Origin of the sequence: Mesorhizobium sp. B2-2-4, assembly GCF_006442375.1 — a bacterium.
GTDB lineage: Bacteria > Pseudomonadota > Alphaproteobacteria > Rhizobiales > Rhizobiaceae > Mesorhizobium.
In genome coordinates, this window is sequence record NZ_VFWB01000004.1 from 407,910 (window position 1) to 434,885 (window position 26,976).

General features: G+C 61.1%; 27 protein-coding genes. 18 read left to right on the forward strand and 9 right to left on the reverse strand.

Annotated features, from left to right (window positions below; genetic code table 11):
- Nucleotides 1–26: 26 nt before the first annotated feature.
- From FJ959_RS12970 to FJ959_RS12990, 5 genes are read left to right on the forward strand one after another with little or no spacing between them, the layout of a single operon-like run.
- The gene (locus FJ959_RS12970; protein ID WP_140560006.1) at nucleotides 27–524 is read left to right on the forward strand and encodes a tripartite tricarboxylate transporter TctB family protein; all 498 of its coding nucleotides are present in this window, start codon (nucleotides 27–29) and stop codon (nucleotides 522–524) included.
- Nucleotides 512–2,032 carry a tripartite tricarboxylate transporter permease gene (locus FJ959_RS12975; protein ID WP_140560005.1) on the forward strand — a complete coding sequence of 507 codons (1,521 nt, stop codon included), beginning with the start codon at nucleotides 512–514 and terminating at the stop codon, nucleotides 2,030–2,032. Before FJ959_RS12970 ends, FJ959_RS12975 begins: the two co-directional genes overlap by 13 nt.
- A gap of 38 nt (nucleotides 2,033–2,070) precedes the next feature.
- Nucleotides 2,071–4,254, forward strand: coding sequence for an acetate--CoA ligase family protein (locus FJ959_RS12980; RefSeq protein ID WP_140581795.1), 2,184 nt, complete (start codon nucleotides 2,071–2,073; stop codon nucleotides 4,252–4,254).
- Nucleotides 4,255–4,259: 5 nt separating this feature from the next.
- Entirely contained in the window at nucleotides 4,260–5,411 is a 1,152-nt protein-coding gene (locus FJ959_RS12985) for an enolase C-terminal domain-like protein (protein WP_140581798.1), read from the forward strand.
- A gap of 53 nt (nucleotides 5,412–5,464) precedes the next feature.
- Entirely contained in the window at nucleotides 5,465–6,400 is a 936-nt protein-coding gene (locus FJ959_RS12990) for an NAD(P)-dependent oxidoreductase (protein WP_224704926.1), read from the forward strand.
- A 129-nt stretch (nucleotides 6,401–6,529) separates the two neighbouring features.
- Here FJ959_RS12990 and FJ959_RS12995 read toward each other — a convergent pair whose 3' ends face one another.
- From FJ959_RS12995 to FJ959_RS13005, 3 genes are read right to left on the reverse strand one after another with little or no spacing between them, the layout of a single operon-like run.
- The gene (locus FJ959_RS12995) at nucleotides 6,530–7,483 is read right to left on the reverse strand and encodes a hydroxymethylglutaryl-CoA lyase (RefSeq protein WP_140560001.1); all 954 of its coding nucleotides are present in this window, start codon (nucleotides 7,481–7,483) and stop codon (nucleotides 6,530–6,532) included.
- Nucleotides 7,484–7,492: 9 nt separating this feature from the next.
- Entirely contained in the window at nucleotides 7,493–7,966 is a 474-nt protein-coding gene (locus tag FJ959_RS13000; RefSeq protein ID WP_140560000.1) for an acyl dehydratase, read from the reverse strand.
- A gap of 23 nt (nucleotides 7,967–7,989) precedes the next feature.
- Complete coding sequence (locus FJ959_RS13005) at nucleotides 7,990–8,517, reverse strand: MaoC family dehydratase N-terminal domain-containing protein (protein ID WP_140559999.1); 528 nt, start codon at nucleotides 8,515–8,517, stop codon at nucleotides 7,990–7,992.
- A 324-nt stretch (nucleotides 8,518–8,841) separates the two neighbouring features.
- Here FJ959_RS13005 and FJ959_RS13010 point away from each other — a divergent pair, with 324 nt between their 5' ends.
- The 4 genes from FJ959_RS13010 (at nucleotide 8,842) to FJ959_RS32600 (ending at nucleotide 11,040) form a co-directional block, all read left to right on the forward strand.
- On the forward strand, nucleotides 8,842–9,114 hold the full coding sequence (locus tag FJ959_RS13010) for an MFS transporter (protein ID WP_140559998.1): 273 nt from the start codon (nucleotides 8,842–8,844) through the stop codon (nucleotides 9,112–9,114).
- A gap of 555 nt (nucleotides 9,115–9,669) precedes the next feature.
- The gene (locus FJ959_RS13020; protein WP_140559997.1) at nucleotides 9,670–10,035 is read left to right on the forward strand and encodes a nuclear transport factor 2 family protein; all 366 of its coding nucleotides are present in this window, start codon (nucleotides 9,670–9,672) and stop codon (nucleotides 10,033–10,035) included.
- Nucleotides 10,036–10,081: 46 nt separating this feature from the next.
- Nucleotides 10,082–10,696 carry a DsbA family protein gene (locus FJ959_RS13025; RefSeq protein WP_140630289.1) on the forward strand — a complete coding sequence of 205 codons (615 nt, stop codon included), beginning with the start codon at nucleotides 10,082–10,084 and terminating at the stop codon, nucleotides 10,694–10,696.
- A 35-nt stretch (nucleotides 10,697–10,731) separates the two neighbouring features.
- Nucleotides 10,732–11,040 (forward strand): MFS transporter, encoded by a 309-nt coding sequence (locus tag FJ959_RS32600; RefSeq protein ID WP_348640287.1) that lies wholly within the window; start codon nucleotides 10,732–10,734, stop codon nucleotides 11,038–11,040.
- A 582-nt stretch (nucleotides 11,041–11,622) separates the two neighbouring features.
- Here the strand turns inward: FJ959_RS32600 and FJ959_RS13035 are convergent.
- Nucleotides 11,623–12,297, reverse strand: coding sequence for a hypothetical protein (locus FJ959_RS13035; protein ID WP_140559995.1), 675 nt, complete (start codon nucleotides 12,295–12,297; stop codon nucleotides 11,623–11,625).
- A gap of 83 nt (nucleotides 12,298–12,380) precedes the next feature.
- On the opposite strand from FJ959_RS13035, the gene FJ959_RS13040 reads away from it, so the two are divergent.
- Together FJ959_RS13040 and FJ959_RS13045 are read left to right on the forward strand one after the other, a co-directional pair.
- The gene (locus FJ959_RS13040; protein ID WP_140581805.1) at nucleotides 12,381–12,722 is read left to right on the forward strand and encodes a hypothetical protein; all 342 of its coding nucleotides are present in this window, start codon (nucleotides 12,381–12,383) and stop codon (nucleotides 12,720–12,722) included.
- A 630-nt stretch (nucleotides 12,723–13,352) separates the two neighbouring features.
- Nucleotides 13,353–13,883, forward strand: a complete 531-nt coding sequence (locus FJ959_RS13045) for an NADPH-dependent FMN reductase (protein ID WP_140559993.1) — start codon at nucleotides 13,353–13,355, stop codon at nucleotides 13,881–13,883.
- Nucleotides 13,884–14,108: 225 nt separating this feature from the next.
- Here the strand turns inward: FJ959_RS13045 and FJ959_RS13050 are convergent, their stop codons facing one another.
- Nucleotides 14,109–14,987, reverse strand: a complete 879-nt coding sequence (locus tag FJ959_RS13050) for a GNAT family N-acetyltransferase (RefSeq protein ID WP_140581808.1) — start codon at nucleotides 14,985–14,987, stop codon at nucleotides 14,109–14,111.
- 226 nt (nucleotides 14,988–15,213) lie between these two features.
- Between FJ959_RS13050 and argE the strand changes: the two genes are divergently transcribed.
- From argE to FJ959_RS13075, 5 genes are all read left to right on the forward strand, one after another.
- Complete coding sequence (argE, locus tag FJ959_RS13055; protein WP_140581810.1) at nucleotides 15,214–16,338, forward strand: acetylornithine deacetylase; 1,125 nt, start codon at nucleotides 15,214–15,216, stop codon at nucleotides 16,336–16,338.
- A gap of 17 nt (nucleotides 16,339–16,355) precedes the next feature.
- Complete coding sequence (locus tag FJ959_RS13060) at nucleotides 16,356–17,279, forward strand: glyoxylate/hydroxypyruvate reductase A (RefSeq protein ID WP_140581813.1); 924 nt, start codon at nucleotides 16,356–16,358, stop codon at nucleotides 17,277–17,279.
- 14 nt (nucleotides 17,280–17,293) lie between these two features.
- Nucleotides 17,294–17,650 (forward strand): cupin domain-containing protein, encoded by a 357-nt coding sequence (locus tag FJ959_RS13065; protein WP_140499561.1) that lies wholly within the window; start codon nucleotides 17,294–17,296, stop codon nucleotides 17,648–17,650.
- 229 nt (nucleotides 17,651–17,879) lie between these two features.
- Nucleotides 17,880–18,923 (forward strand): tartrate dehydrogenase, encoded by a 1,044-nt coding sequence (locus tag FJ959_RS13070; RefSeq protein ID WP_140499559.1) that lies wholly within the window; start codon nucleotides 17,880–17,882, stop codon nucleotides 18,921–18,923.
- 19 nt (nucleotides 18,924–18,942) lie between these two features.
- Nucleotides 18,943–20,418, forward strand: coding sequence for an NAD-dependent succinate-semialdehyde dehydrogenase (locus FJ959_RS13075; RefSeq protein WP_140581815.1), 1,476 nt, complete (start codon nucleotides 18,943–18,945; stop codon nucleotides 20,416–20,418).
- 156 nt (nucleotides 20,419–20,574) lie between these two features.
- Here FJ959_RS13075 and FJ959_RS13080 read toward each other — a convergent pair whose 3' ends face one another.
- Entirely contained in the window at nucleotides 20,575–21,264 is a 690-nt protein-coding gene (locus FJ959_RS13080; protein WP_140499555.1) for a haloacid dehalogenase type II, read from the reverse strand.
- Between the two features lie 321 nt (nucleotides 21,265–21,585).
- Here FJ959_RS13080 and FJ959_RS13085 point away from each other — a divergent pair, with 321 nt between their 5' ends.
- On the forward strand, nucleotides 21,586–22,425 hold the full coding sequence (locus FJ959_RS13085) for a GNAT family N-acetyltransferase (RefSeq protein WP_140581818.1): 840 nt from the start codon (nucleotides 21,586–21,588) through the stop codon (nucleotides 22,423–22,425).
- Between the two features lie 13 nt (nucleotides 22,426–22,438).
- Complete coding sequence (locus tag FJ959_RS13090) at nucleotides 22,439–23,815, forward strand: aspartate aminotransferase family protein (protein ID WP_140630291.1); 1,377 nt, start codon at nucleotides 22,439–22,441, stop codon at nucleotides 23,813–23,815.
- A gap of 173 nt (nucleotides 23,816–23,988) precedes the next feature.
- On the opposite strand, the gene FJ959_RS13095 is transcribed toward FJ959_RS13090, so the two are convergent.
- The 3 genes from FJ959_RS13095 to FJ959_RS13105 form a co-directional block, all read right to left on the reverse strand.
- A complete protein-coding gene (locus FJ959_RS13095; RefSeq protein WP_140499549.1) occupies nucleotides 23,989–24,465 on the reverse strand; it encodes an Lrp/AsnC family transcriptional regulator in 477 nt (158 codons plus the stop codon).
- Between the two features lie 10 nt (nucleotides 24,466–24,475).
- Nucleotides 24,476–25,549 (reverse strand): tartrate dehydrogenase, encoded by a 1,074-nt coding sequence (locus FJ959_RS13100; protein WP_140523338.1) that lies wholly within the window; start codon nucleotides 25,547–25,549, stop codon nucleotides 24,476–24,478.
- Between the two features lie 80 nt (nucleotides 25,550–25,629).
- Nucleotides 25,630–26,955, reverse strand: coding sequence for an FAD-binding oxidoreductase (locus FJ959_RS13105; protein WP_140630294.1), 1,326 nt, complete (start codon nucleotides 26,953–26,955; stop codon nucleotides 25,630–25,632).
- Nucleotides 26,956–26,976 lie beyond the last annotated feature (21 nt).

Consider the following 26,976-nt stretch of genomic DNA (forward strand, 5'->3'; position numbering starts at 1 on the left):
CCTGGCATGGATAGACGGGAGGTCTCGTGAGTAAAGCGCATATCATTCTGCCGGTGTTGCTCGCCGCGTTCGGTGCCGTCATTCTGTGGCAGTCGGTTACGCAGATGGACTATTTCTATTTCGATCGCGGCGCGCCTGGACCGGGTTTCCTGCCGTTCTGGGCCTCGCTTGGCGTGCTTGGCTTCGGGATCGCCGTGGCAATCCAGGCGGCCCGTGAATGGAATGGGCTGGCTGCGGACGAGGTCTGGCCGGATGCCACGGGCCGGCGGCACATTATCTCGATGCTCGCCGGTTTCATGCTCTTCCTGCTGCTTATTAATCCGCTCGGTTTCGTGCCCACGACGATGCTGTTCGTGGCCGTGGTCGGCTACCTGCTCGGAATGCGTCGGCTCTACGTGCTTTTGCCGGTGGCGCTTGTCATGGGCATCTTCGTTCACCAGGTCTTTGACGTGGCCCTCGAAATCACGTTGCCCAAGGGTTTCCTGGGCGACAACGTCACGGGAGTATGGTCGTGGATCTTCTGAGCCATCTCGCGACCGGCTTCTCGGTCGCCGTGACGCCCGTTAACATGCTGTTCTGCACGATCGGCGTGATCGCCGGCACGCTTATCGGCGCGCTGCCCGGCATCGGGCCGGTCGCCGGCATCGCGATGCTGCTGCCGTTTGCATATGGAATGGAACCGGTCACCGCGATGATCCTGATGGCCGGCATCTATTCCGGAACGATGTTCGGCGGCAGCATAACTTCGGTGCTGGTCGGCATTCCCGGCGAGGCCTCCAACATTCCGACCTGCCTGGATGGCTACGAGATGGCCAAGAAGGGGCGCGCCGGTCCGGCGCTGACGATCTCAGCCATCGGCTCTTTCATAGCCGGCACGTTCAGCGTGGTGATGCTCATGCTGTTTGCGCCTCCTATCGCCCGATGGGCGCTGAGCTTTGGGCCGCCCGAGTATTTCGCGCTGATGCTGCTCGGCCTCGGAGCGGTGGCGGGCCTGATGGGCGATGCCAAGCTCAAGGGCTACCTGATGGCGTTTCTCGGCCTCACACTGTCGCTGGTCGGTTTCGACATGATCACGGGTTATCAGCGCTTTACCTTCGGGTCGCTCGCGATGGCCGACGGCATAAAATTCCTGCCGATCGCGGTCGGCCTGTTCGGCATCGCGGAAGTGCTGCTGACCCTGGAGCAGATGGCCAGCTACAAGGTCATCAGGGCCTCGCTCAAGGACATGATGATCACCCCGCAGGACATCAGGGAAAGCGCCGCGCCCATCGCGCGCGGCACCGTGATCGGCTTTCTCGTAGGCATCCTGCCCGGCGCCGGCGGCGCCGTCGCGGCGCTGCTCTCCTATGTCACCGAGCGCAAGTTCTCCAAGCATCCGGAGCGGTTCGGCACGGGCGAGATCGCCGGCGTCGCCGGTCCGGGTTCGGCCGACAACGCGTCCACCGGCGGCTCGATGATCCCGATGCTGACACTGGGCATCCCAGGTTCGGCCACGACAGCGGTGATGCTAGGCGCGCTGACCCTGTTCAACATCCAACCGGGGCCGTTCCTGTTCGCCAGCCATCCCGAATTCGTCTGGGGCCTGATTGCCTCCATGTATATCGGAAACGTGATGCTGCTGGTGCTCAACATCGCTTTCGTGCCGGCGTTCGTGCAGGCCCTGCGCGTCCCGTTCACAATCCTCGGCCCGTTGATTATCGTTTTTGCGGTGGTTGGCGTCTACAGCGTCAGCGCCTCGATGTTCGACCTGTGGGTCCTGCTGATCTTCTCCGTGCTCGGCTACTTCATGAAGAAGTTCGGCTACCCCGCGGCACCCATGGTGCTCGCGCTGGTGCTCGGCAACGGTCTGGAAACGGCACTCAGGCAGTCGCTCATGATGTCGCAGGGCAATGCGCTCATCTTCTTCGACCGGCCGATTTCCGGAACCCTGATGGTTGTCGTGGTCCTCATGCTGGCCCTGCCGCTTTTGCGCCTGCTGATCTCCAAAGCCCGGCATTCGGTGCCTGGACCTTCGATGACGCCTAAGGCCTGAGAGCCAGCCATCCAAGAATTGAATCAGGAGTGCAAGACGTGAAGCCGGCCAGCAACGACGAGGCAAAGTTCCGATCGATCCATGCCATGTTCAACCCCGCCTCGATTGCCATCGTCGGCGCAACGGAAAAGCCGGGCTATGGCGGGCGGTTCCTTCCAAACCTGGTCAATACCGGAAGTTCGGCACGGCTCTATCCCGTCAACCCGAATCGCGACCAGATCTTCGGCGTGCGCAGCTATCCCAGCGTCGTCGACCTGCCCGAAGCCGTGGACCTGGCCTGCATCGTGGTCTCGTCGGAGCAGGTCCTGCCTGCCTTCCGCCAATGCATCGAAAGGGGGGTGAAGTCGGCGCTCATCATCTCCGCCGGTTTCGCCGAACTGGCAACCGACCAGGGCAGGGCGCGTCAGGCGGAGCTACGGCAACTGGCCCGCGACAGCGGCATTCGCGTGTGCGGTCCGAACTGCCTTGGCCTCGCCAATGTCGCGGGCAAGAGCTGGACCACGCCTTCGACGCGCATAGGCCCCGACATGCTGGCCTTCAACCCAACGATCGGCCTGGTCTCGCAGAGCGGCGCCACGGCCTATCGCCCGCTGCTTTGCACAGCCGAGGACAAGCGCATTGGCTTCCGGTACATGGTCGCCACAGGCAACGAGGCTGATCTCGAATCCTCGGACTTCATCCAGTACATGCTGCGTGATCCCGAGATCAGCGCCGTCGCGGCCGTGGTGGAGGGCTTCAAGGACGGCGAGAAATTCGTCGAGACGGCCGACATGGCCCGGGAGGCGGGCAAGCCGCTCGTGCTGCTCAAGATCGGCCGCACGGAGGCCGGCGCGCGCGGGGCGAGCAGCCACACCGCCTCGATGACCGGCTCCGACGACGTGCAGGACGCGCTGTTCAGGCAGAAGGGCGTCATCCGCGTCGATGACTATGACGAGCTTCTCGAAACCGCCGCAATGTTCCGCATGAAAATCAGGCCTCGCGGCAAACGCATGGGAGTGATTTCCGAGTCGGGCGGCATGGGCTCCTTCATGGCCGACAAATGCGCCGAGGAGGGGCTCGACGTGCCGGTTCTGTCGGACGGCGTAAGGGGCCAGCTTCTCGAGATCATGGGTGATCGCGGGTCGGCCGCCAATCCGGCGGATCTGACAGGGTTCGGCACGGGCCCGGATTTCCCGCGCGTGCTCGATATATTGCTTTCGGAGGGCGAGCAGGATCTCGTCCTGATGTCGAGCGTCGGCGGCGCCATGCAGGCCGACACGATCATCGAGGCCTCGAAACAGGCCCGCAAACCCATCCTGTTCACATGGACCGGCTCGACCCAGGACGCCCGCGACCTCGACGCCTTGAGGCGGCTCCAGGCATCGGACGTGCCGCTCTTCTATCTCCCGGCGAAGGCCGCCAAGGCAGCGCGCAGATTGATCGCCTATCACCGCACCAGAGAACTTTCGATTGCCGAGGCCGGGGCGACCCGCCCAGCGGCCCGCCGCGATCTCGAGACGGTCCGCGCCGCTCTTGCGGAAGCGGAAACCGGCCTCGATGAATATCAGAGCAAACAGGTTTTGGCGGCCTATGGCATTACGGGCGTTGCGGAACAGTTTTGCAAGAACCGGGAGGACGCGGCCAAGGCAGCCGAAGCGATCGGTTACCCGGTCGTTCTGAAGATTGTCTCGGCGGACATTTCGCACAAGACAGAGGCTGGCGGCGTCCGGCTGGGCATCAAGGACGCCGAGGGCCTCGAACAGGCCTACGATGCCATCATGGCATCGGCGAAGTCCTATGCGCCGAAGGCCATCATCCCCGGCGTCCTCGTGCAGCGCATGAGGAGTGGCGGTATCGAGCTCATTGTCGGCACCTCGCAGGACCCGCAGTTCGGCCCCGTGATCATGCTGGGTCTCGGCGGCATTCTGGCCGAGGCGCTGAAGGCGGCGACATGGCGGCTGTGTCCGGTAAACCGGCGCGAGGCCGAGGAGATGATCGACGAGGTGCGGGCGCTGCCCACCCTGCTCGCCGGATTTCGAGGCAGCCAGAAGTTCGACCGCAAGGCGCTCGCCGAGGCGCTGGTCGCGGTATCCGAGCTGGCCTCGGATGCCCGCGATGCGATCGAAAGTCTCGATATCAACCCGCTGGCGGTCTTCGGTGAGGGGCAGGGCACGACCGCGCTGGACGCGCTTGTCGTCTGCCGTCCGCGGCAAACGCTTCATGAAAAGCGGAAGGCGGGTTGATACCCATGCGTATTCTCGATGTCCGCTCCTATATCGCCCCGCCGCCGCGCGGTTCGTGGCTGAACGAGATCCGCGTCTCGACGCCGATGTCGGCCTATCCCGAGTACGGCGGCAAACGCGGCGGTTGGCGCGGACCGAACGCGCAGGACGTCTTCATCGAGATTATCGCCGACGATGGCTTGACGGGTGTCGGAATGACACGCGGCGGCGCCATCGTAGAGACGATCGTCGCCCAGCATTTGAAGGGCCTGCTGGTCGGCAAGGATCCTCGCAACATCGAAATGCTGTGGGACCAGATGTACCTTTCCACCCTCGCCTACGGACGCAAGGGTGCGCCGGTCATGGCTCTCTCTGGCATCGACCTCGCCTTGTGGGACCTGTTGGGCAAATGGATGGGACAGCCGCTCTACCGCATCCTGGGCGGCGAGATGCGCGCCTCGCTTCCCTGCTACGCCACGCATCCCGACTCCGACGCCCTGGTGAAGGAGGGCTATATAGGAACCAAGCTGCCCATGGCCTATGGGCCTCCCGACGGCAAGGAGGGCCTTCGACGCAACGTTGAGCGCGTCGCCGAGGTGCGTGAGACCGTCGGTCCCGACATCGACATCATGGTCGATTGCTGGATGTCCTGGACAGTGGACTACACGCTCGAATTCGCACGGGCCGCGGCCGAGTATCGCGTTCGCTGGATCGAGGAACCGTTGCTGCCCGACGATCTCGACGGCCATGTGGAACTGCGCCGCCGTCTTAATGGCCCATTGGTCGCGACCGGAGAGCACGAATATACGCGCTGGGGTTTTCGCGATCTCATCGAACGCGGCTGCGCCGACATCCTGCAACCCGATGTCGCTTGGTGCGGTGGCATCACCGAAATCCGCCGCGTCGCGGCAATGGCATCGTCTCATGGAATTCCGGTCATACCGCACAATGGTGTCCTCCAGCCCTGGGCTACCCATCTGATGATGGCGACGCCCAATTGCCCGCTCGCCGAATACCTTGTCTTTTATGGCCCGAATGACGAAGCACCGCCGCCACTGATGCTGGGCGAACTGAAACCTGAGAACGGGCGCGTGCGGCCGAGCGAGCAGCCGGGTGCCGGCATCGAGTTCGACCACGAGGAATGGCGCCGGCAAACGGCCGCGCGATCGGGTGCCTAGCGACCGTGCCAACGGCGGCTGGGCAGCGGCAAGGGAGGCAGGTATTGCGTATTGTGATAGGCACGGACGGTTTCCTCGAACCCGAGACGACGCCGCCATTGTCCCACGATGTCGCCTACGTGCGTCACGACGACGTTGCTGCTCTGGCGTCCGCTCTTGGCAATGCTGATGCGCTGGTCACCCGCCGCGTCTGGGTAAACGAGGATCTGCTGGGGCACGCACGCCGCCTGCGCCTGGTGCAGCAGGTCGGCATCGGTACAGACCGTATTGACCTATCCGCCGCGGGGCGGCTTGCCATCCGCGTCGCAAACACACCCGAAGCCACCAGCAATGCCGTGGCCGAGCACTGTTTCATGCTGGTACTGGCTGCCCTGCGCGGACTGGTCTGGCAAGTCGAAAGCATGCGTGTGGGTGGCTGGTCCGGCGCGGAGGTCTGGAGCGGCGAGGAGATCGGCGGCAAGACCGTCGGCATCCTTGGCTTCGGTTCGATCGGCGCCGATCTCGCCAGGCGGTTTCTGGCGTTCGGCGCCGGGGTGCTGGTTCATACCCGCACCGTCCCCGCCGAAGGCAGATCGGATATCGCCTTTGTCGACCTTCCCACTCTCATGCGCGCCAGCGACATCGTCGTTATCGCCGCTGGGCTGAATGCGTCGACAAAAGGCATGGTCGGCCGTTCCGAGATCACCGCGATGAAGCGGGATGCGCTTCTGGTCAACATCGCCCGCGGAGCGATTGTAGACGAGGAGGCAATGCTTGATGCCCTTCGAAACGGGCGGATTCGGGCCGCGCTCGACGCCTATGCGAAAGAACCACTGCCGGTGGAGTCTCCGTTGCGAAGCCTGGACAACGTTGTTCAGACACCACACAGCGCCGGTTCCAGCCGGCAATCGCGTGAGCGGATCTGGAACCAGATGCTCGCTAATCTCGATCGGCTGGCAGATGGCCGAGACCTACTCAACGTCGTCAACCTTGCGGACATGACGCCGTAGGGCAACTGCACTGGATCGGATCAGCGGTTCTCTCGAACGCTGACCCGATCCAAGCGCGGCTCAAACAAAAGGGCCTGCGTTTCGGCAGGCCATTATCGGCGGCAGGATCCCCGTTTCCACACACCGAAATCAGGCGGCGTGTCGGTATTTTGCCAGGGAGCCACCCTTCATGACCTTGCCGGGCAATTGATGACCAACGACATGTTCGGCAAGACGCGCCGCCTCGATCATTTTTTCCAGGTCGATGCCAGTCTCGATTCCCATTTCCTGCAGCATGAACAGAAGATCTTCCGTGCATATGTTGCCCGCCGCCGCAGAATGACCGGCGAATGGACAGCCGCCGAGGCCGGCGACGGCGGAATCGAAATGCGCGACCCCGAGTTCAAGCGCGGCATAGACATTGGTCAGCCCCGGACCGCGCGTGTCGTGCAGATGGATGCGCAGTTCGGCGTCCGGCCATCGATTGCGGATCGCACCGAGCAGTTGCTTGGTCTGCAACGGGTTGCCCCATCCCATGGTATCCGAGATCAGCAGCCGCTTCAGCTTGGAGCCAGCGTCGTTGATGACTTCCTCGATGGTTGAAATGCGCGACAAGACCCAGTCGACGGGAATTTCGCCCTGGTAGTTACAGCCCCACGCGGCGTTGACGGTCGCCTGTTCCACCGCAACACCCAATTGACGATAGGTCTCGATCCATTCGGGGTAGGTTGCAACCGTTTCCTCAATGGTCTTGTTGGTATTCTTCTTGATGAAGGCTGGACTGGCGCCCAGCTTCAGCGAACCGTCGAGATGGTACTTGCCGGTGGCCGCCGCCCGTTTGAGACCCTGCGTATTCAGGTAGAGACAGGAGTAGCGCAGGCCGTTCCTCGGCTTGAGGCCGGCCGAGACCTCGTCAGCGTCCGCCATCTGCGGCACCCATTTTGGGTTGACGAAGGAGGTAACCTCGATGTCGCTAACCCCGGTATCGGCAAGCGCGTTGATGAGTTCCAACTTGCGTTCCGTAGGTATGAAGTTCTTCTCGAACTGGAAGCCTTCTCGCGGGCCGACTTCGTAGATCGTGACTTTCTTGGGCAGATCGCTCATCGTTGCCTCCTAAGCCTTCGGTGCGACAAACGGGTATGGGACCGGCTTGCCGCCTCTCTTCGGCAGCACAACGGTTGCCGTGCCCTTGGTGGAATCGAGGCCGCGCGAGTTGCGAAGCCCGATCTCAAGTTCGATGTGGCCGAGGCCGTCCTTCTCGGACATGCCGGTGACCTTGCCCCAGCCGGTGATGGTGTCGCCCGGCAGATCCATTTCGCGGTACTGGAAAGCGATCTTCCATGGCCAGCCTCCGGCGCCCGCCCAGTCCTTCAACATCTGCGAGAGCACGTGCTGCTTCCAACTCCCGTTGATGAGGACGTCCGGAACTTTGTCGTGCTCGGTTGCGTAGGGCTTGTCGTAGTGGATGCGGTGCCAATTCTCCATGGCAGCCGACCAACGCATGATGTGGGCGGTGGTCATCGGCCCCTTGGCGATCTGCGGGATGGTCGATCCGACTTCGACGTCATCGAAATAAACTTGTGTCATGGGTTCCTCCGGGAATCGAACGGTCAGCGCAGGATACGCGTCTGGATGGCCTTGAGCAGAAGCTCGCCATCGCCGTTCGTGTAGACAGTCTCCGTCAGCAGGAAGACCATCGTGCCGGTCCGGCCCTCCTTCTGGTAGATGTCGAGATATTTCGAGCGGACCCGAACGGTTTCGCCAGGTTTCGCCTGCTGGTAGATCTCGACCTCGTTGCCGCCGTTGAGCACGCGCGTGAGTGGAATGGGCAGGGGCTTGAGGCCTTTCATCAGGCCACGCACGGAGCCATCGAAGTCTGGGTCTTTGGCGGCGCGTTCGAACGGGTCGGGCGTACCGGGCGCTGGCCGCAGAACGTGCAAGGGAAACAGCGGCGGAGCGACGACCGAACCGAATTTCGTGCCGGCGGCATGCGCGTCGTCCCAGTAAACTGGGTCATTGTCCATAGTGGCCTGGAAATGACGACGGATCTGGCCGCGTTCGACCGGATCGCAGCCTTCCTCCCACTCGGATTCCAATCCGATCAGGGCCTTCACTTCATCTGTAATGTAGTTGACCATGCGTATCTGTTCCTCCCTGCGTGACGGACGTTCTGGATCGGGGCGCACACCTTCCCGGCGTTGCGTCCAGCGCCCGCCCGGCTATTCCCTTGATCAACATAGAACGCCATCATTATATACATCAAGCAAAAATTTGATCTATGATAGAAGGATTGCATAAAATCTGCGAGGGAGGCAGCCATATGCGCACAAGCCTGTTTCACCGCAAACATGTGGCTCGGGCGGCCAATGTGACGGCTGCTCGTCCTAGGCAAGCTTGCCGATCGCAGCGAGGGCACCGGCCATGGTGACCGGCAGGCCACTCCGTTGCGCCCGGCATTAGCCATGTCCGCCAGCGATCCCACCCTTGCGTCAGCCGAAGCCGCTTCCACGAAGGCTTCCTTTCTGACGCTGTTCCCGTCGATCATGCTGCCGATGTTCCTCGCCGTGATCGATCAGACGATCGTCGCCGCGGCGCTGCCAATCATCGCCGGCGATCTCCATAGCGTCGAGCGCACGGCCGGCGTGGTCGTGGCTTATCAACCGCCGCGCCTTGCTCCTCCACTCTGGCAGCGCAGTCGTCGCCTCGACAGTTGCGGCAATGGCAATCGGTACTGAGCCGTCAGATCGAGACCGAGGACCGTCCGATAGTCTGCTAGCGCTGATTGAGGCGCACAAGATAGCTTATGCTGCGTTCGGTGAAGCCCTGCATAACATGGGCGGTGGAAGCAAAGAGTCCGACAGAGCCAGCCGGGAGGAGGAGAGGACGCTGCTCGCCATCTGCGGCTACCCTGCGGTGGGGGAAGCGGACCGCCTAGCCAAGGCTCGGTACCTTTTAGAGATCGAGGCGCGCGGTGAACTCGACTTGGCAGAGCATATGCAGGCCGTTCTCCGCTCTACGGTGTGGAGGGGGTGAGGCGACCGAGGCGTGGACGGTCTGCTCCTGAATATCTAATCTCCGCTGAACTCAGACGTAGAGCCCGCCTTTCCGACATCCCATAAGCGCACCCGTGCGCGGTGTGAGGTCGCATACTGCCAGAAGCGGAGACCGACCCCGGGGCCACCGCGATAACGGCTAGGTGGGAAGATGGCCAGCGGCGGACCAGCATGGGAGAATTGTCGCACATCTAAGAAACCGCTAATATAGTAAACTGGCTACCGGAGGGCCGTCCCATGTCGATCCACGAGGAACTGCAGGTTTTCTGGAATTCCTATGTGGCTGCCTATCGTGCTGGCGATGCCAAAACATGCGGCGCCATGTTTACGGCCGATGCCGAATTGCATTCGCCCTACGCGTCTCCTGCTCGGGGCCGCGACGCTGTCGAAGCTCTCCACGCAACCTGGACGAACGGGCACAGGGAGGCGACCCACAAGAAAATGGCAGTGATACACGCGGGCAAATCTGGTGAGTTGGCTTGGTGCCTGGCCACGTATACCGAGGGCTTGGAGGTCGGCAACGGTACGTCTGTCGACGTCTTCGAACGACAGGCCGACGGGTCATGGCTCATACGCATGTGCAGCCTTAACAGCACTGACTGATTCATTGGTTCGTTGCCGAGTTGGCTGCGGCGCGGAGGCGGTGGAAATGAAGCAGATTGACTTCTTCTATTTCTTTGGGAGCGGCTACGCATATCTGTCGGTGATGCGCATTGACACTATGGCGAAACAGTCGGGTGTTGCCGTTCGATGGCGCCCCTTCAATGTCCGCACCGTCATGGCCGAGAACAACATTGCCCTCCGCACCCAGACGGCAAAGGTGCAATACATGTGGCGCGATGTGGAGCGGCGCGCGGCGAAGCACCGCGTGCCTTACGTCAGGGCGCCCATCTGGCCGACCGATCCGGACCTTCTGGCCAACCGGGTCGCCATGGTGGCGGCCGAGGAGGGCTGGTGTGAGGCCTATACCGTCGCAAGCTTCACGGCGTGGTACTTGGAAGGCATGGAACTGGGTAGTCGCGCTCATCTGGGGCATGTGCTGACTCCCCTCGGTCATGATGTCGACGATGTGATTGCCAAGGCCGACGGCGCCCGCGCCCATGAGCGGCTCAAGGCTGAAACGGATGTGGCCCGCAGCTATGGCATTTTCGGCTCCCCGGCTTTCGTCGTGGATGGCGAAACGTTTTGGGGGGACGACCGGCTAGAAGAGGCGCTTTCCTGGGCTGCTGGCCGACATGATCTGCAAACATTGAATCATGATTGATTGGACTGAGTGGGCGACGCATTTGATGGAAAACCATGCGCCGATTGTCAGCCCAGGGGAGGATTCAAGTGCGAAGCCGCTGGACCATTCTTGCTGTCTTGTTCGTCGCTCGCGCCGCCTTCGCCTTCCAGCTCGTCAGCGTAGGATCCATAGCGCCGCAGCTTAGCCAAAGCCTCGGAGCGAGTCTGGCCGACATTGGGATCCTCATCGGAGTCTATTTTGCGTCGGGCGTCCTGCTCGCCTTCCCTAGCGGCGCCCTCGGACGCCGCTATGGCGACAAGGCTACGGTCCTCGCCGGATTCCTGGCGATGGCGTCCGTCAGACCCGGTGATAACCGCCCATGACGTGGGATGGGGATGGGCGATCGTCCACCGTTCAATTCAGGCCACCACTGACGGTGCCGAACAGCACATGGCTGGATCCATGGCAGAAGCCGGAAGGCGATTGTCCGTGCTTTGTCGCAGGCCGAGGAGAAGACCTTGCCCTGGCCTCAGTTGCTGCAGCGGGAGGGCCTCAGCCAGGCCGACAGCGAAGACGTTGCCAAGGCGCTCACATGGCTTATCGAGACCGGGAAGGCGGTAGACTTGTCGGGTCGGTCGAAGCCGGGCGCTCGAGCATCCTTCAAACTTCTGGAGGCGCGAAAAGTTGGCTACAACTTCAAAAGTTCGGGGTGGCAAAAATGGCCTTCGAACTTTTGAAGTTTTTTGCTAACTTTGCCGGTATGAAAAGTAGGCGTGACATGACGAAACGTAAAGACATAATACATATAGAGAAGAAAATATATTTAAACCTCTTACTATTGAACCTTGCCCATTGGTTTTAGATTCTGGTTTCTACGGCTTTCCCCTTTGCTGTACGGGCGTTGGGAAAAGTTCAAAAAGTTGATAAGTTGACACAGAAGAAGGAATGAAACGTTGAATGAGCGATCAGATCGATCGAGGAGCCTTACCTCTCCGCTTGGTTGGAGGATCTGGATCACCAGCCAGCTTGGGCCGTGCCGGTTCCGGCATGTCGTCTAGCCCCTCCTGCAGAAAGCCCAGCATCTTGGAAACTTTGCGGTCGCTGATAGGTCCTACGATCTCGATCGACTTCCCGGAGCCGAGCGAGATTTTCACCTTCTTCTTTCCGCGGTTGTCGAGCCACTTTATCACAATGTCTTTAGTGGCTTTCAGAACGGCGGCGCCTCCCGCTCCTAAGGCACCGCTCGAGATGATGATTTTCGCTAGATCGGCAAACTCGGGACCACTCAAGTGCTGCTCAGCCCTGAACTTGAAAGTCTCCTCGAAAGGATCGTCGAAGCCCCTAGAGCCACCCAGCCGATCAATCTCGTTAAACAGTTTGTTCGCTTTCCTATTCCGCTTAACGATAGACTCGACGTCCGCGATCTCATGTTCGACTTTCGCATTCAATGGAGCGAACGCATTCGTGACATCATCCACGAACGCGATGTTTCGGAAGAGCACTTCCCGACGGTGGCTATCACTGCATCGCTGTTGGACAAGGCTCCTATATTCCTCGTCACTATAACATCCCATCAACGATACCATCTCGCCGAACTCGACATCGCTCTCGAGCTCAATCTTAAACACAGGCGACGCCATGTGATCACCTTCCGTACAAGGTTGCTGAATTAGAAAACCACTAAATACGACTGCTCACAAGTCCACCATACCGAGGACACTTAATGCACGCTGCCATCCGCGCCGGCCAGGTCGACGAGACTCCGACGCAGGATCCATTCGAAGCCGCAAACGACAACATTGCCGAACTCCAGCAACCTAAGACCACGGCAATGTCGGCACCGCAGATCTTGGCTTGGCTGATGACGAACGGCCACATCAGCGAGGACGAGCGTGACGCGGGTGGGCATGTTATCAAGCTGGCCTCCATTGCACGGTCGAAGCTGACTAGCCCCGTAGTGCGCAACCACGGCCAGGACGGCCGATCGCAAATGGAAGACGGTCGAAGTTCAGCGCCATACGATCCGCGGGGCGCTCGATGCCTGCGTCTCGGCGATCCGTTATGAGCCCAGACGCAAGGAGGCCGTCCAGGCGTTTGTGGTCGAAGAGACAAACATAGACCTGGATAGTCCCCACCGCGTCGCGCGGGGCCTGGCGGACGTCGCTCGGCATCTATGGGAAGCGAGAAGCGAAGTCGCTGTTCCTATCCCATCTGCTCGGCAACCGAAAGCGAGCTTTGCGTCCCTGGCTCGACGGAGCAGCGATTGTGGTCCACCACCCTGTCGTTGTAAGAGAAGCTACACGTCCCACATAGGTGTTGCGTCGAGAGTTTCCCCCATACGTCGACGCGTTCCCCTCAGGAGGTATTTATCTTCAAACCTGGCCGGGCTTATCAGTCCGGCCTTTTTTAGTTCACGAACTCACTTCATCCGACTGAGGGATTCTCGGACCTATTGTACTTAGGCACCAACACCGATGGCGCACACAGTCCGGCCACGTACCGCCGTCGTAAACCCTGGCGCCATGTTGTCGCTGAATACGCTTCGATTGTCTTCGGCGGACACTGGGCTCAAGTGAACTCTGTTCTGCGGCAACATATCCCCAGCGGCGACATCACGAGAGTGCCCGCGCTCTACATTGGTGTCGTAGGCGCTTGACTGCACGAAGCTGCTGAACGATGTTTTTGCCATAGCGTCATGCAGGGGATCAATCGCAAGCTTGCGAAAGCGCTTGTGCAGCTTGCTCCACCAGAGCTTGAAATGTCGGAGATTTCGTTCAAGGATTTGCCGCTCTACAGCTACGACTACGATGCTGAGTTTCCACCTGTCGCGCGCGCTTTCAAAGACTCTATCGCCGCGGTGGAGGCAGTCCTTTTCATAACGCCCGAGTATAACCGCTCGATCCCAGGTGGGTTGAAGAACGCAATCGACTGGGCCAGCCGCCCTTATGGCAAGAACTCGTTCGCCCGCAAGCCCTCAGCTGTCATTGGGACCTCGCCCGGAACCATAGGGACCGCCGTGGCCCAGCAGAGCCTGCGCAGCGTGCTGAGCTTCTGCAACTCCCCGCAGATGAACGCTCCGGAAGCCTACATCCAGTTCACGCCGGGCCTGATCACGGACGGCGGCGAAGTCACAGTCGAATCCACGCAGGAGTTCTTGCGCAACTACATGGCCGAGTTCCATATGTTCATCGCACGGGTCCTTCAGGTGCTTCCAAAGGATGCCTGATGTTGTCACGGAGCCCCTAGACGGCTGCGATCCGGAGGCTGAGGGAAGGGCGGCCTGCTTGCTGCCTTTCGCAACAATGCGAGAGTGATTGATGGCGGATGGGCCACACCGAAGATATCTTCAAGGGAACGGGTAACCCAGAAATGCCACTACGAAGGCATAGTCGTGGAAACCGCACTGCCACAATCTGCAGTGGCGCCTTTCGGTCGCATTGTGGTGCCGCAGTCAGCTCAATGCGTGGCCAGCCAATCCATAAACCCACGCTCCGTTTTCTTCCCGGTTCAGGAAGCGACGCCCTTTGGACATTGTCGTAACGGTCTCGGCAATGCCAAGGCCGCACTGCTCGAGAAACGCGGCAAACATGCCATCCTTCTCCCGGGTATCGACTCGGACGAAGCGTCCTGCAAGATTTCTCAGATGGACGGCTGTGAGATGGACCGCGTCCAGATCGCTGCGCGCGACCATCGGGCCGATCACGTAGCCACGCCCGAACTCGCGACACATGGAGTAGCCGACGATCTCGCCGCCACGGCTCAAAGTGCAGATCGAGGCATCCGCTGAGAGCAATGCGAGCAGCCTCTCGCGGTTTGTGCCAAACGCGCGCGTATCCAGCTCGATGATCTCATTCAGCCTGTCGCTCGGCAGCGTCTGCAATTCACCTTCCAAATCAGGCAGGGCAGGGAGTGCCGGCGGAACCTCTCCTTGGCGCATATATACGATCCCCTCGCTCGTGAAGCCAAGTGAGACATAGAGAGGATAGGCGGCATGGGTGGCGTTGAGCGCCAAATTGCGATCGCCACACTGCTCGAGCACTTGGTCCATGAGCCATCGGCCGCCTCCTTGCGCTTGTGTGCGGGGCGTTGTGATGACTACGCCGATGGTGGCGAAATCGTCCCCTTGCGGAAACCACATCGCGCTGCCGAAAACCCGGCCAATGCCGTCTACGGCAACAATGCCGCGGCCGGCACGGCGCAGAAGATCCCAGTCCTTTGGCCGATGCGGCCAGCGGACTGAGATCGACAGCGCGTGCAGCAACTCGACGTCAACATCATCGATGTCCCGCGCGACCAGTTCGAAAGACTTCAGGCGCACTGATCTCTGCATTTCAGTCGACCTGCTCCTTATATCCAACTCGCGAGCACGTCCTGTCGTCGCTGACGGTGCCGCAGCCGTCTTTGCCTTATGATTGCACCCGAAAGCCAGCAGGTTTCGCTGGTTCCGGGCCAATATTCGAAATCTTCGGCCAAAGCATAGCTTCATTCGGCACGGAATGCTCTCGCCTGCTGCCACACTTGTCGCATCCAGCGAAGTGCGAGTGGAGCGGCGCCCGGTGAATGTCGAAGAAATTCTAGCGACGCTGATCGCGTTCCCCTCGGTCGTGGGCTCGCCCAACGGCGCGATCGTCGACTGGGTGCGTGAATATTGCGAGGCGGCCGGAGCAGAAACGACCGTCCTTTGCGGCCCCGAAGGCGACCGGTCCAACCTGTTTGTCACGATCGGGCCGCGGCGGGCCTGCGGCTACATCTTGTCGGGCCACCTGGATGTCGTGCCGGCCGGTGAGCGGGAATGGAACTCGGATCCCTTTGTTCTGCGCCACGATGGCGCCAGGCTTCATGGCCGGGGCACCTCCGACATGAAGGGCTTTCTTGCCTGCGTGCTGGCCGCGCTGCCGCGGCTTGCGGCGACGAACTTGCAGCGGCCCATTCATCTCGCATTCTCCTATGACGAGGAGGCGGGTGCCCGTGGTGTGCCGCATCTCATCGCCGCCCTGCCAAGCCTGTGCGAGAAGCCGCTTGGCGCGATTATCGGTGAGCCGAGCCGGATGGAAGCCGTGCGGGGGCACAAAGGCAAGGCGGCCGCGCGGCTCGAGGTGATAGGACGGTCCGGCCATTCTTCACGGCCCGAGCTGGGACTGAATGCCGTGCATGCAATGTCAGGTCTCGTCACGCAGATCGTGGCCTATGGTCAGACCCTCGCGGATGGGCCGTTCGACACGGATTTCGCGCCTCCATACTCGTCATTGCAGGTTGGTGTCATCGCTGGCGGCCAAGCCGTCAACATCATCCCTGATCGCTGCACCGCCGATATCGAGGTCCGTGCCGTGCCTGGTGTTTCCCCATCATCATTGCTTGAGCCGGTAAAGGCCCAGCTAATCGCGCTCGGTGACAGCGGCTTTGACGTGGCGTGGCATGAGCTGAGCGCGTATCCGGGGCTTTCGCTCCCGCAGGAGAGTGGTTTGGCAGCCCTTCTGACCGAGTTGACGGGGCGGGAGCCTCTGTCTGCGGTGAGCTACGGCACGGAGGCTGGTCTCTATCAGCAGGCCGGCATCGACGCGATCATCTGCGGTCCCGGCGATATCAGCCGGGCTCATCGTGCCAACGAATATATTGAGATCGGCGAACTTGTTGCCTGCCAGAGCATGATCGAGCGTCTCGGCAAGCGCCTTGCCGTATAGCGGGAGAGGGCGGTTTCATGGCTTTTCTTTTCAATTCCGACCCGGTGCGCGCAGCAGTCTTCCGCAAGGTTTTCGCACGCGAGCTCCCGGACGTCGAATTGTTCCACAGCAGCGAATGTGTCGACCCGGAGAAGGTGCGCTACCTCCTGACTTGGACGGCACCAGATGACATCGCGCGCTATCGCAATCTCGAAGTGCTGTTTTCGCTTGGCGCCGGCGTCGACCAGTTCAAGCGTGAAAGCCTGCCTCAGGAGGTGAAGCTGGTGCGCATGGTCGAGGACGGCATCATTCGCATGATGCAGGAATATGTCGTTCTCGGCGTGCTGAATCTCCACCGGGATATGGTGGCGTATCGTGAACAGCAGAAGCGCCAGTCGTGGCTCGGTCTTGCCGCTCCGCAAGCCGCCGAGCGCCGCGTGGGCTTTCTCGGCCTCGGCATGCTGGCGCAGGCGGCTATCGAGCGATTGCTGCCGTTTCGCTTTCCCCTCGCTGCCTGGAGCCGAAGCAGGAAGGAGATCGACGGCGTCACCTGCTTCTATGGAGCGGATCAGCTTGCCGGTTTCCTCGCACGGACGGATATTCTCGTTTGCCTGCTGCCGCTGACGGAGGAAACCCGTGGCATTCTCGATGCGGAACTCTTTTCCCTGCTGCCGGCCGGGGCGAGGCTGCTGCATGTCGGCCGCGGGCCGCAGTTAGACCAAACCGCCCTGCTTCAGGCTCTCGATAGCGGGCACCTTGATGCCGCAATGCTCGATGTCACCGATCCCGAGCCGCTGCCGGACGGCCATCCGCTCTGGCGGCACCCGAAGGTGGCGATCACGCCGCACATCGCTTCCATAACGCAAGCAGATTCCGCGGCGCAATCCGTCGTGGACAATATCCGGCGCCACCGCGCCGGGGAAGAACTGATCGGCCTCGTCGATCGGACACTCGGCTACTAACAGGGAAACATGACATGTCACTTCTGATCACGATCGACACAGATCCAGCCTTCGCGCCGAAGCAGGCATTACCGGCTCCAGAGCGGCTAATTTCGGGCAATCCATCCTTCAAGACGTGGGCGCAGGATGCCTCGAAAGGCGAGAAGGTCCTGACCGGCGTCTGGGAGGCGACGCCCGGCGAGACGCATTCTATCAAGGGCACTACCTGCGAATTCTGCCACATCGTTTCGGGTCTCGTCGAGATCGAGGAGAAGGGCGGTGAGACCAAGACTTACCGTACCGGAGACAGTTTCGTGATGAAGCCCGGCTTTGTCGGCGTCTGGCGCACGATCGAAACCGTGCGCAAGATCTACGTCAGCGTTTACGACTGAGCTCAACGCTCAAGGTCCGGCCGAATAGTCCGCGCGGCGGTTCCAGAACAATCGACTTTCCAGGTTCCGCCCGACGCGATTCGACGCGGCCGGGCGGCTCATTCTCGGCGAAAAATGCGGCGTGCTGTCGACTATTGTTCCGATGAAACCAGGTACGAGATGCCGAATGTCGCTGCCGTGTTGAGCAAGCTGCGACCTTCGGTGCCCATCGGTCTCCAGGAGGATCTCAATGAAGGCTTACACGATAGCGCTTATTCCCGGCGACGGCATCGGCAAGGATGTGACCGAGGCGGGATGGCAGGTGCTGCAGGCGGCGGCAAAGCGAGGCGGTTTCGCCCTTGATCCTACGAAATTTCCATGGTCGTGCGCCTACTATCTGGAAACCGGTGCGATGATGCCGCCTGACGGCGTCGAGATGCTGCGGAAGTTCGATGCGATTTACCTCGGCGCTGTGGGATGGCCAGCGAAGGTGGCCGACTCCGTATCGCTTCACGGACTGCTCCTGCCAATCCGCAAAGGATTCACGCAGTATGCCAACATACGGCCGCACAGGCTGTTGCCAGGCGTTCAGGGCCCCCTTCGTCGTGAGGGTTTCGATATACTGTGCATCCGCGAGAACACGGAAGGCGAATATTGCGGCGCCGGTGGGCGCATTCATTCCGGTACGACCAAAGAGGTCGCGATCGAGACGGCAATCTTCACGCGTGAGGGCGTCGAAAGAATCCTCCGTTTCGGTTTCGAACAGGCGCGGACGCGTCGTAAGCAGCTCGCATCCGTCACCAAATCCAACGCGCAGAGACATTCCATGGTTTTCTGGGATGAGGTCACGCGCGAGGTCGCGAAAGACTATGCCGATGTGGAGGTCTCGCCCTACCACGTCGACGCCATTGCCGCCCGCATGGTGCTGGCGCCTGAAAGCCTCGACGTGATCGTCGCCTCGAACCTTTTTGGCGACATCCTCACCGATATTGGAGCGGCCATCCAGGGCGGACTCGGTTACGCCGCCTCCGCCAATATCAATCCCGATCGCAGCGCGCCCTCCATGTTCGAGCCTGTCCATGGTTCGGCACCTGATATCGCGCATCTCGGCATCGCCAATCCGATCGCCGCGATCTGGTCCGGCGCCATGATGCTCGGGCATCTGGGCGAGGAGCAGGCCGCGGCCGAAGTGATGTCGGCAATCGAGTCCGCAACCGCACGCGGAATAGGCACGATTGCGGGTAAGGACAGCACTGAAGCAATCACGCGGGCCGTGCTGGCAGGACTAAGCTGAAAGAGCAGAGGAAAAGACCATGAACGCAATTACGAAGATTGGTTTCCTGAAAGATGGGGATCTGTTTCGCCAGCGGGGGCTGATTGGCGATGTCTGGCAGCATGCGTACAGCAACGCGACTGTCGATGTGACCGATCCGGCCAGTCTGGAGGTGCTTGGAACCGTGCCCGACATGGGCCGAGATGAGACAAGGGCTGCAATAGATGCAGCCCAGGCGGCGTTCAAGGACTGGAAGGCCAGGACCCATGCCGAACGCGGAGCGCTTCTGGAACGCTGGCACAGCCTGATACGGGAAAATGAAGAGGACCTGGCGTTGCTGCTGACGCTGGAACAGGGCAAGCCTCTGGCGGAGGCACGCGGTGAAATCCGCTATGGCGCCTCCTTCGTGAAATGGTTCGCCGAAGAAGCACGCCGGATCGGTGGCTCGACCATTCCGTCGCCAACGCCCGAGCGCCGCATTCTGGTGCTGAAGGAGGCCGTCGGCGTCTGTGCCATCGTCACGCCATGGAATTTCCCCAACGCGATGATCACGCGCAAGGTGGCGCCGGCGCTGGCCGCGGGTTGTACGGTTGTCATTAAGCCGTCGGAATTCACGCCATTCTCGGCGCTGGCGCTCGGCGTTCTGGCGGAACGGGCAGGTATTCCGGCCGGGGTGATCAACATTGTCACCGGCATGCCCACCGAAATCGGCAACGAACTGATGGCCAACGAGACGGTGCGCAAGATCTCGTTCACCGGCTCGACCCGCGTAGGAGCGCTGCTCATGCGTGGCGCGGCCGATAGCATCAAGCGGCTCAGCCTCGAGCTCGGCGGCAACGCGCCCTTTATCGTGTTTGACGACGCCGATCTGGGCAATGCAGTCGAGGGGGTGATCGCATCCAAGTTCCGCAATGGGGGTCAAACCTGCGTTTGCGCGAACCGGATTCTGGTGCAAGCGGGCGTTTACGACGCTTTTGCCGAAAAGCTGAGCCAGCGCGTAGCGGGGATGAAGGTTGGCGCAGGGACCGATGACGGCACTGAGATCGGCCCGATGATCAACGCGGCCGCGATCGACAAGATCGAGCGTCATATCGCGGATGCACAGGCGAAAGGCGCGCGGATCATCGCCCAGAGCGAGACAGTGCCGGACGGCAAGCAATATGCACGGCCCGTCGTGCTGGGAGAGGCTACGACCGAGATGCTGCTGGCATCGGAAGAGACGTTCGGTCCGGTGGCGCCGCTTTTTCGCTTCGAGACGGAGGAAGAGGCTATCGCGATCGCGAACGGTACGCCATTTGGCCTTGCTGCCTATTTCTATACGGAGAACCTCAAGCGCTCGTGGCGTGTGGCCGAGGCGCTGGAGTTCGGCATGGTCGGGCTCAACACCGGCCTCATCTCGACCGAGGTTGCGCCTTTCGGCGGTGTCAAGCAGTCAGGGGTGGGGCGCGAAGGATCGCAGCTCGGCATCGAGGAATATCTCGAGGTCAAGACGCTTCATGTTGGCGGACTTAACTAGTTGTCTTGCAAGCAGGTGGAGACACCTGCAGCTTCCAAAGTGTTGGAACAACAAGAAAGGGGCGGTGAAAACCGCCCCTTTCTCCGTATTGCGACCAGTGATCATTAACGTGGTGGGAGGGTATCAGCCTGGCGCGACTGCACTAACAACAGACGTTCAGGCGAATTCACGAACGGGCTCCAGCCCGACGGCGCCGGCCAGACCGCCGATGTCCTTGATCTCGGTGTATTCGTAGAAGGGGTTCGCGGGCTCGTGGCCGCGATTCACCCAGACCTTGCTCTTGATGCCAAGATCATAGGCGGTCATGAGATCGTAGCGGAACGAGGACGACACATGCGTAACGGCTTCCGGGCCGCAGCCGAGCTTGTCGAACATATACTCGAAGCCCTTCATATGCGGCTTGTAGGCGCCGGTCTCCTCGGCCGTGATGACCATGTGGAAAGGTGCGCCGAGTTTCTCCACGTTCGACATGATCAGGCTCTTCATGGAGTTCGACAGGATCACCAGCGGAATCTCCTTGGCGACCTTGGCCAGCCCCGCCGGTACATCCGGGTGCGGACCCCATGTCGGGATTTCCGCATAGATGCGCTGGGCGTCCTCAGGCCGGAACGTCACATTGTTGCGCTTGCAGGCGCGCTCCACGGAATTGTGCACGACCTCGCTGTAGGGCTTCCAGGCGCCAAGAACCTCATCGAGACGATAGGCCGAGAAGTCCTTGATGAACTGCGCCATCACGGTTGCGGATAGTCGCGCGCCATAAACGCGTCGCGCCGCGCCGGCCATGTCGAAGTTGGTCAGCGTGCCGTAGCAGTCGAAAATGATGTATTTCGGTCTGAACTGGGTCATGGGCGTCGATCCTTCCAATCTTTCGGCACTGCGTGCCTTTAACAGCGAGGATCATAATGAGAGCCGAACAAGACGAGTCGCCGCATTCGATGCGCCCCGAAGCAGATTGTTTCGTATCGCGGTAGAGCCTTGGCAGAGAGTTGCGCCCGAGACCGTTTCGGTCTGCGAGGGGAGCGCGATCGGCCCGCTGTCCGTCCGCATAACATGCGGCGCCGGCGGCAAAGGAAAGTCAAAACACCTATCGCTCAGCTCCTGGTCGGAAGGAACTGCTGTCTGCGGCAGCCTACCTTGAGCTCAGAGAATTCAGGCCCGGACTGAACCATGACCACGCAGCAAATTACGCTGGAAACGATGACATTCGCGCATCTGAGGGATGCTCTCGAATTGTCACGTCATGTTGGATGGCCGCACCGTCGTGAAGACTGGGAACTGATGCAATCGCTCAGCCAAGGCGTCGTTGTCCAGGAGGAAGGACGAGTGGTGGGGACGATCTTGATGACGCCCTATGGCGACGATGCCGCCACCGTCAACATGGTCATTGTCGATGCCGCAATGCGTGGTCGCGGGCTCGGTCGCAAGCTGATGGAGGAGGCGCTTGCCAAGGCAGGCGGGCGCACCTGCTATTTGGTGGCGACGCAGGAAGGGCTCGCGCTCTACGAGAAGCTGGGATTCGTCGCGACCGGCAAGATCGTGCAACACCAGGGCCTGGCGCCGTCTGTAGACGCACCGGCACATGTGTCATGGGGCAAGGACGGCGACCACGCGCGCCTTGTTGCTCTGGATCGCGCGGCGTTTGGTCATGACCGGTCGGCGCTCATGCGCTCGTTGCGCGAGCGCGCGAAGTTCGCCGTCGTTCGCGATGAAGGCAATGTTCAGGCGTTTGCCGCAGTTCGTCGGTTTGGCCGAGGGCTGGTGATTGGGCCGGTGGTGGGGAGGAAGCTTCACGAAGCGAGATGCCTGATCGACTTCCTGCTGGCCGACAGTGCGGGCGAGTTTGTCCGTATCGACACCGACGAATCCACGGCTCTCGGCGAGTGGCTCACCCGTCGCGGGCTGGCCCACGTCGGCGGTGGCATCACGATGCGACGAACCGCAGACGAGCCGAAGGTCGAAATCAGGTCACACCAAACTTATGCGCTCGTTAGTCAGGCGCTAGGCTGAATCGGAGGAAGAAATGCTGGCCAACTCATTGATCGAACTCGATCGTGCACATCTGGTTCACCCATTTTCAAGCTATCGGAGCCATGAAGAAACGGGCGTGCGGGTGCTCAAATCCGCCAAGGGCGCAACGGTGACCGAGGCAAGCGGGAAAACCTTGCTGGACGGGTTCGCGGGTCTCTGGTGTGTCAACATCGGATACGGGCAAGAAAGCGTCGTCGAAGCAGCGGCGAAGCAGCTAAGAGAGCTTCCTTATGCGACAGGATATTTCGGGCTAGGATCTGAGCCCGCCATTCGTCTCGCAGCGCGCCTTGCCGAACTGGCGCCTGGCGATCTGAACCATGTCTATTTCACGCTGGGCGGTTCCGACGCGATTGACAGCACGATCCGTTTCGTTCGCTATTACTACCATGCCAAGGGGACGCCGCGAAAAGACCAGTTTATCTCGGTCGAGTATGGCTACCATGGATCCTCTACGGTTGGCGCAGGTCTGACCGCGCTTCCGGCTTTCCATGCTGGCTTCGGCGTGCCTTACGACTGGCAGCACAAGATACCTTCGCACTACGCCTATCGCAATCCGGTCGGTTCCGACCCGCAGGCGATCATCAACGCATCGGTCGCGGCACTGCGGGACAAGATCGCCGAACTGGGTGCTGATCGCGTCGCGGCCTTCTACGCCGAACCCATCCAGGGTTCGGGCGGTGTCCTGGTTCCACCGGCAGGCTGGCTGAAGGCACTGCACGCCGTGTGCAAAGAACACGACGTCTTGTTCGTTGCCGACGAAGTCATCACCGCCTTCGGCCGCACCGGGCCCCTGTTCGCATGTGAGGAAGACGAGGTCGTGCCGGATTTGATGACCACGGCAAAAGGACTGACGTCGGGCTACGTGCCGATGGGCGCCGTCTTCATGACCGACCATGTTTACAATACGATCGCGGACGGGGCCGGCAAAACGGCTGTCGGCCACGGCTATACCTACTCAGCCCATCCGGTGAGCGCGGCGGTCGGGCTGGAATGCCTGCGTCTCTATGAAGATGGCTTGCTCGAGAACGGCCGGAAGGCCGGGAGGCGCCTGATGAAGGGCCTCCGCTCGCTCGCCGATCACCCGCTGGTTGGCGATATTCGCGGTCGCGGCATGCTGGCCGCGGTCGAACTGGTGACCGACAAGGCGCGCAAAACGCCGCTGCCGGCGGCGGCAGATCCGGGACGCCGCATCTTCGACCGCGCTTGGGAGAATGGCCTTGTCATTCGCGCCTTCAACAGCGGCATTCTCGGCTTTGCACCACCGCTCTGCTGCACGGACGACGAAATCGATGGTATCCTGGAACGCACCCGGATGACGCTGGATCAAACCCTCGAAGACAAGGATGTGCGGGCGGCGATGAAGGGCTGATCCTCGCCATCGCCGGAGCTCCCCCGTCCAGGCGGCAGACGCCGAGCGGGGACGAAGCAAACCCTCAGGGTGGTGCCGCATTCCGCCAGGTGCCAAGCAATTTGCAGCTATGGGACCTCAGCAGAAGAAAACACCGGCGCGCGCTCCAGGTGTTCAGACCGCGGAGCGGCTTTTCATTTGTCGAAAATGACATCGAGAGGCAAATGGGATTTTACGATCGGTGACTTCAGCACGACGAAGCTGAAATATTTGTCGATCCCGATATCCAGTTCGAGCATGCGCTCCATGATCGTCTGATACTCGCTTATGCCCGCTGTGACGAACTTCACAAGATAATCATACCCGCCCGAAATCAGATGGCATTCGATGACGGAATCCACTTTCTGAACGGCTGTGAGAAACCTCGCGAAGTCGTTTTGTTGATGGTGCTTGAGCGTGACCTCGGTGAAGATCGTTAGAGTCTGTCCGAGCTTGGACACATCGATCTGGGCGGAATAGCCGGTAATGAAGCCTTCCGCCTGAAGCTTTTTCACCCGCATCAGGCAAGGGCTCGGCGAGAGGTTGACCAGGTCGGCAAGCTCGACGTTGGTGACCCGCCCGTTCTTTTGCAGTTGGGATAAGATCTTGATGTCGATCTTGTCGAGCTTCATCGCAAACCTGTCACACGTTCGAACTGCGGATCGTCCGGCAGACGGCGTCCGTCACGTCCTGCGTGGTCGCTGTGCCACCCACGTCCGGCGTCAGCACGCCCTCACTGGTCACTGTTTCCACTGCGCTCATCAACCGGACGGAGGCTGCGCTTTCGCCCAGATGTTCGAGCATCTGGGCAGCGGTCCAGAAGGTGGCGACCGGGTTGGCAATACCTTTGCCGGCGATGTCGAAGGCCGATCCGTGAATTGGCTCGAACATCGAGGGATAGCGCCGCTCGGGATCAATGTTGGCGGTCGGTGCAACGCCGAGACTGCCCGCCAGCGCGCCCGCAAGGTCCGACAAAATGTCGGCGTGAAGATTGGTGGCGACGATCGTATCGAGGCTGCGAGGTTTGAGTGTCATACGCACCGTCATAGCATCAACCAGCATCTTGTCCCACGAGACGTCAGGGAACTCTTGCGCCACCTCGGCTGCGATTTCATCCCACATTACCATGCCGTGACGCTGCGCGTTGGATTTCGTAACCACAGTCAGGAGCTTTCGCGGCCGTGACCGCGCCAGCCGGAATGCATAGCGCATGATGCGCGTGACCCCGACGCGCGTGAAGATCGCGACTTCGGTTCCGACCTCCTCTGGGAGGCCGCGGTGGGCACGGCCGCCATGGCCGGAATACTCACCCTCCGAATTCTCCCGCACGATCACCCAATCCAGATCGCCGGGGCCAACGCCCGCCAGCGGCGAAACGATGCCCGGCAATATCCTGGTCGGCCGCACATTCGCGTATTGATCAAAGCCTTGGCAGATCGGCAGCCGGAGACCCCAAAGCGTGATGTCGTCGGGCACATCGGGAGCGCCGACCGCACCAAAGAAGATGGCATCGAAGCGCTTCAGTTGCGCCACTCCATCTTCGGGCATCATCCGGCCATTGGCCTTGTAGTAGTCCGAGCCCCAGTCGAAGTGCTGGACGCGCAGCTTGAAGTCGCCGCAGCGCTGCTGCAGCGCCTCAAGCGCCTGGAGACCGGCGGCGATCACCTCCGGGCCGATCCCGTCGGCAGGAATGGCGGCAATCTCGTATTCGCGCATCGTCACTTCCCTGTTTTCAGCACGGCTGCTCGCAGCCTTAATCTCGTGTGCGACCGATTGTTACCTGTAAGTTGATCTTCTCAGAATTCAGCGACCTTGCCCCACGCAGCGGTCTTCAGGCGTTCGGGCCTATAAGGACGCGGGTCGACAATAGGCTCGCTGCCTGTAATGATGTCGGCGATCATATGCCCCGCGCCGGGGCCAATGCCGAAGCCGTGACCACTGAATCCCGCCGCCAGGATGAAGCCCGGAATCCCCTCCACTTCACCGATCGCGGGAATGCCGTCGGGTGTACTGTCGATATAGCCCGCCCAGGCATCGGAGATTGCGACGCGCTGGAGTTCGGGGATCAATTCACAGGCTCTTCGATATGTCAGTCGAATCTGTCCCATGTCGGGCTTCGGGTCGAGAATCCGGTTCCGTTCCATTGGCGTAATATCGTCAAGGCCCCATTTGCGCAGGCTTTCATGGCCTTGGCGCCAGCCCTCGAAGGCGCCCGGGGCGAGATTGCGCCAGCGGCGGGCGAACATCGGGATAAACTCGCGGCTGAACCTGAACTGCTGCGGCGTTGGATCGACGCGAGCCCGCCCGCTGATAGCCAGCGTGTATCCACCGTTGCTGCGCCGCGTCAGCGAGACGCTCGCTGTATGCAGGGCATCGGGCAGGCCGCTTGCGCCTGGCGCCACGGCTAGAATGGATTGACGCACGGCAGCTTGCGGGAAGCGCATACCAAGCTGGCTGCAGAAGGAGGAAGCCCACGCGCCTCCGGACATGACCGCGGTCTTCGTACGGATGGTTCCCGCTTCCGTAACGACGCCACTGACCCTGCCAGCGCTCAACTCCAGCCCGCGCGCCGCGCAATGCTGATGGACGGTACCGCCGGCCGCCATGATACCGCGGGCGGCAACCGGCACTGCCTTGGACGGATCCGCCGTTCCGTCAGTCGGTGAGAAAACGCCGCCCTTCCACTTGCGTCCGGTCACCTTGCCCTTCTCGGTGGCTTCCTCCGCGCTCAGCACATGCGTCGTAACGCCCACTGTCCCGGCGAAGTCACGCCACTTCGCCCAGCCCGCCAGCTCATTTTCGTCTTGTGAGAGATAGAGGAGCCCGCACCGGCGAAATCCAGTGTTCTCGCCAGTCTCCTGTGCCACCTTCTCCCAGAGATCGAGGCTCTTGGTCGCCATCGGCAGCTCGCGCGCATCACGGTTCTGCTGGCGGCACCAGCCCCAGTTTCGACTGGACTGCTCGGCGGCCACCCGCCCTTTCTCGACCAGGGCGACGCTGAAGCCGCGGCGTGCGAGATAATACGCCGTGAACACGCCCACGACGCCGCCGCCGATCACGACGACGTCCGCCTCGCGGGGCAGGGAAGGGCTGCACTCGATGTGCATTAGCGGCGCGGGCATCTACGGGACTCCGGTTACTCT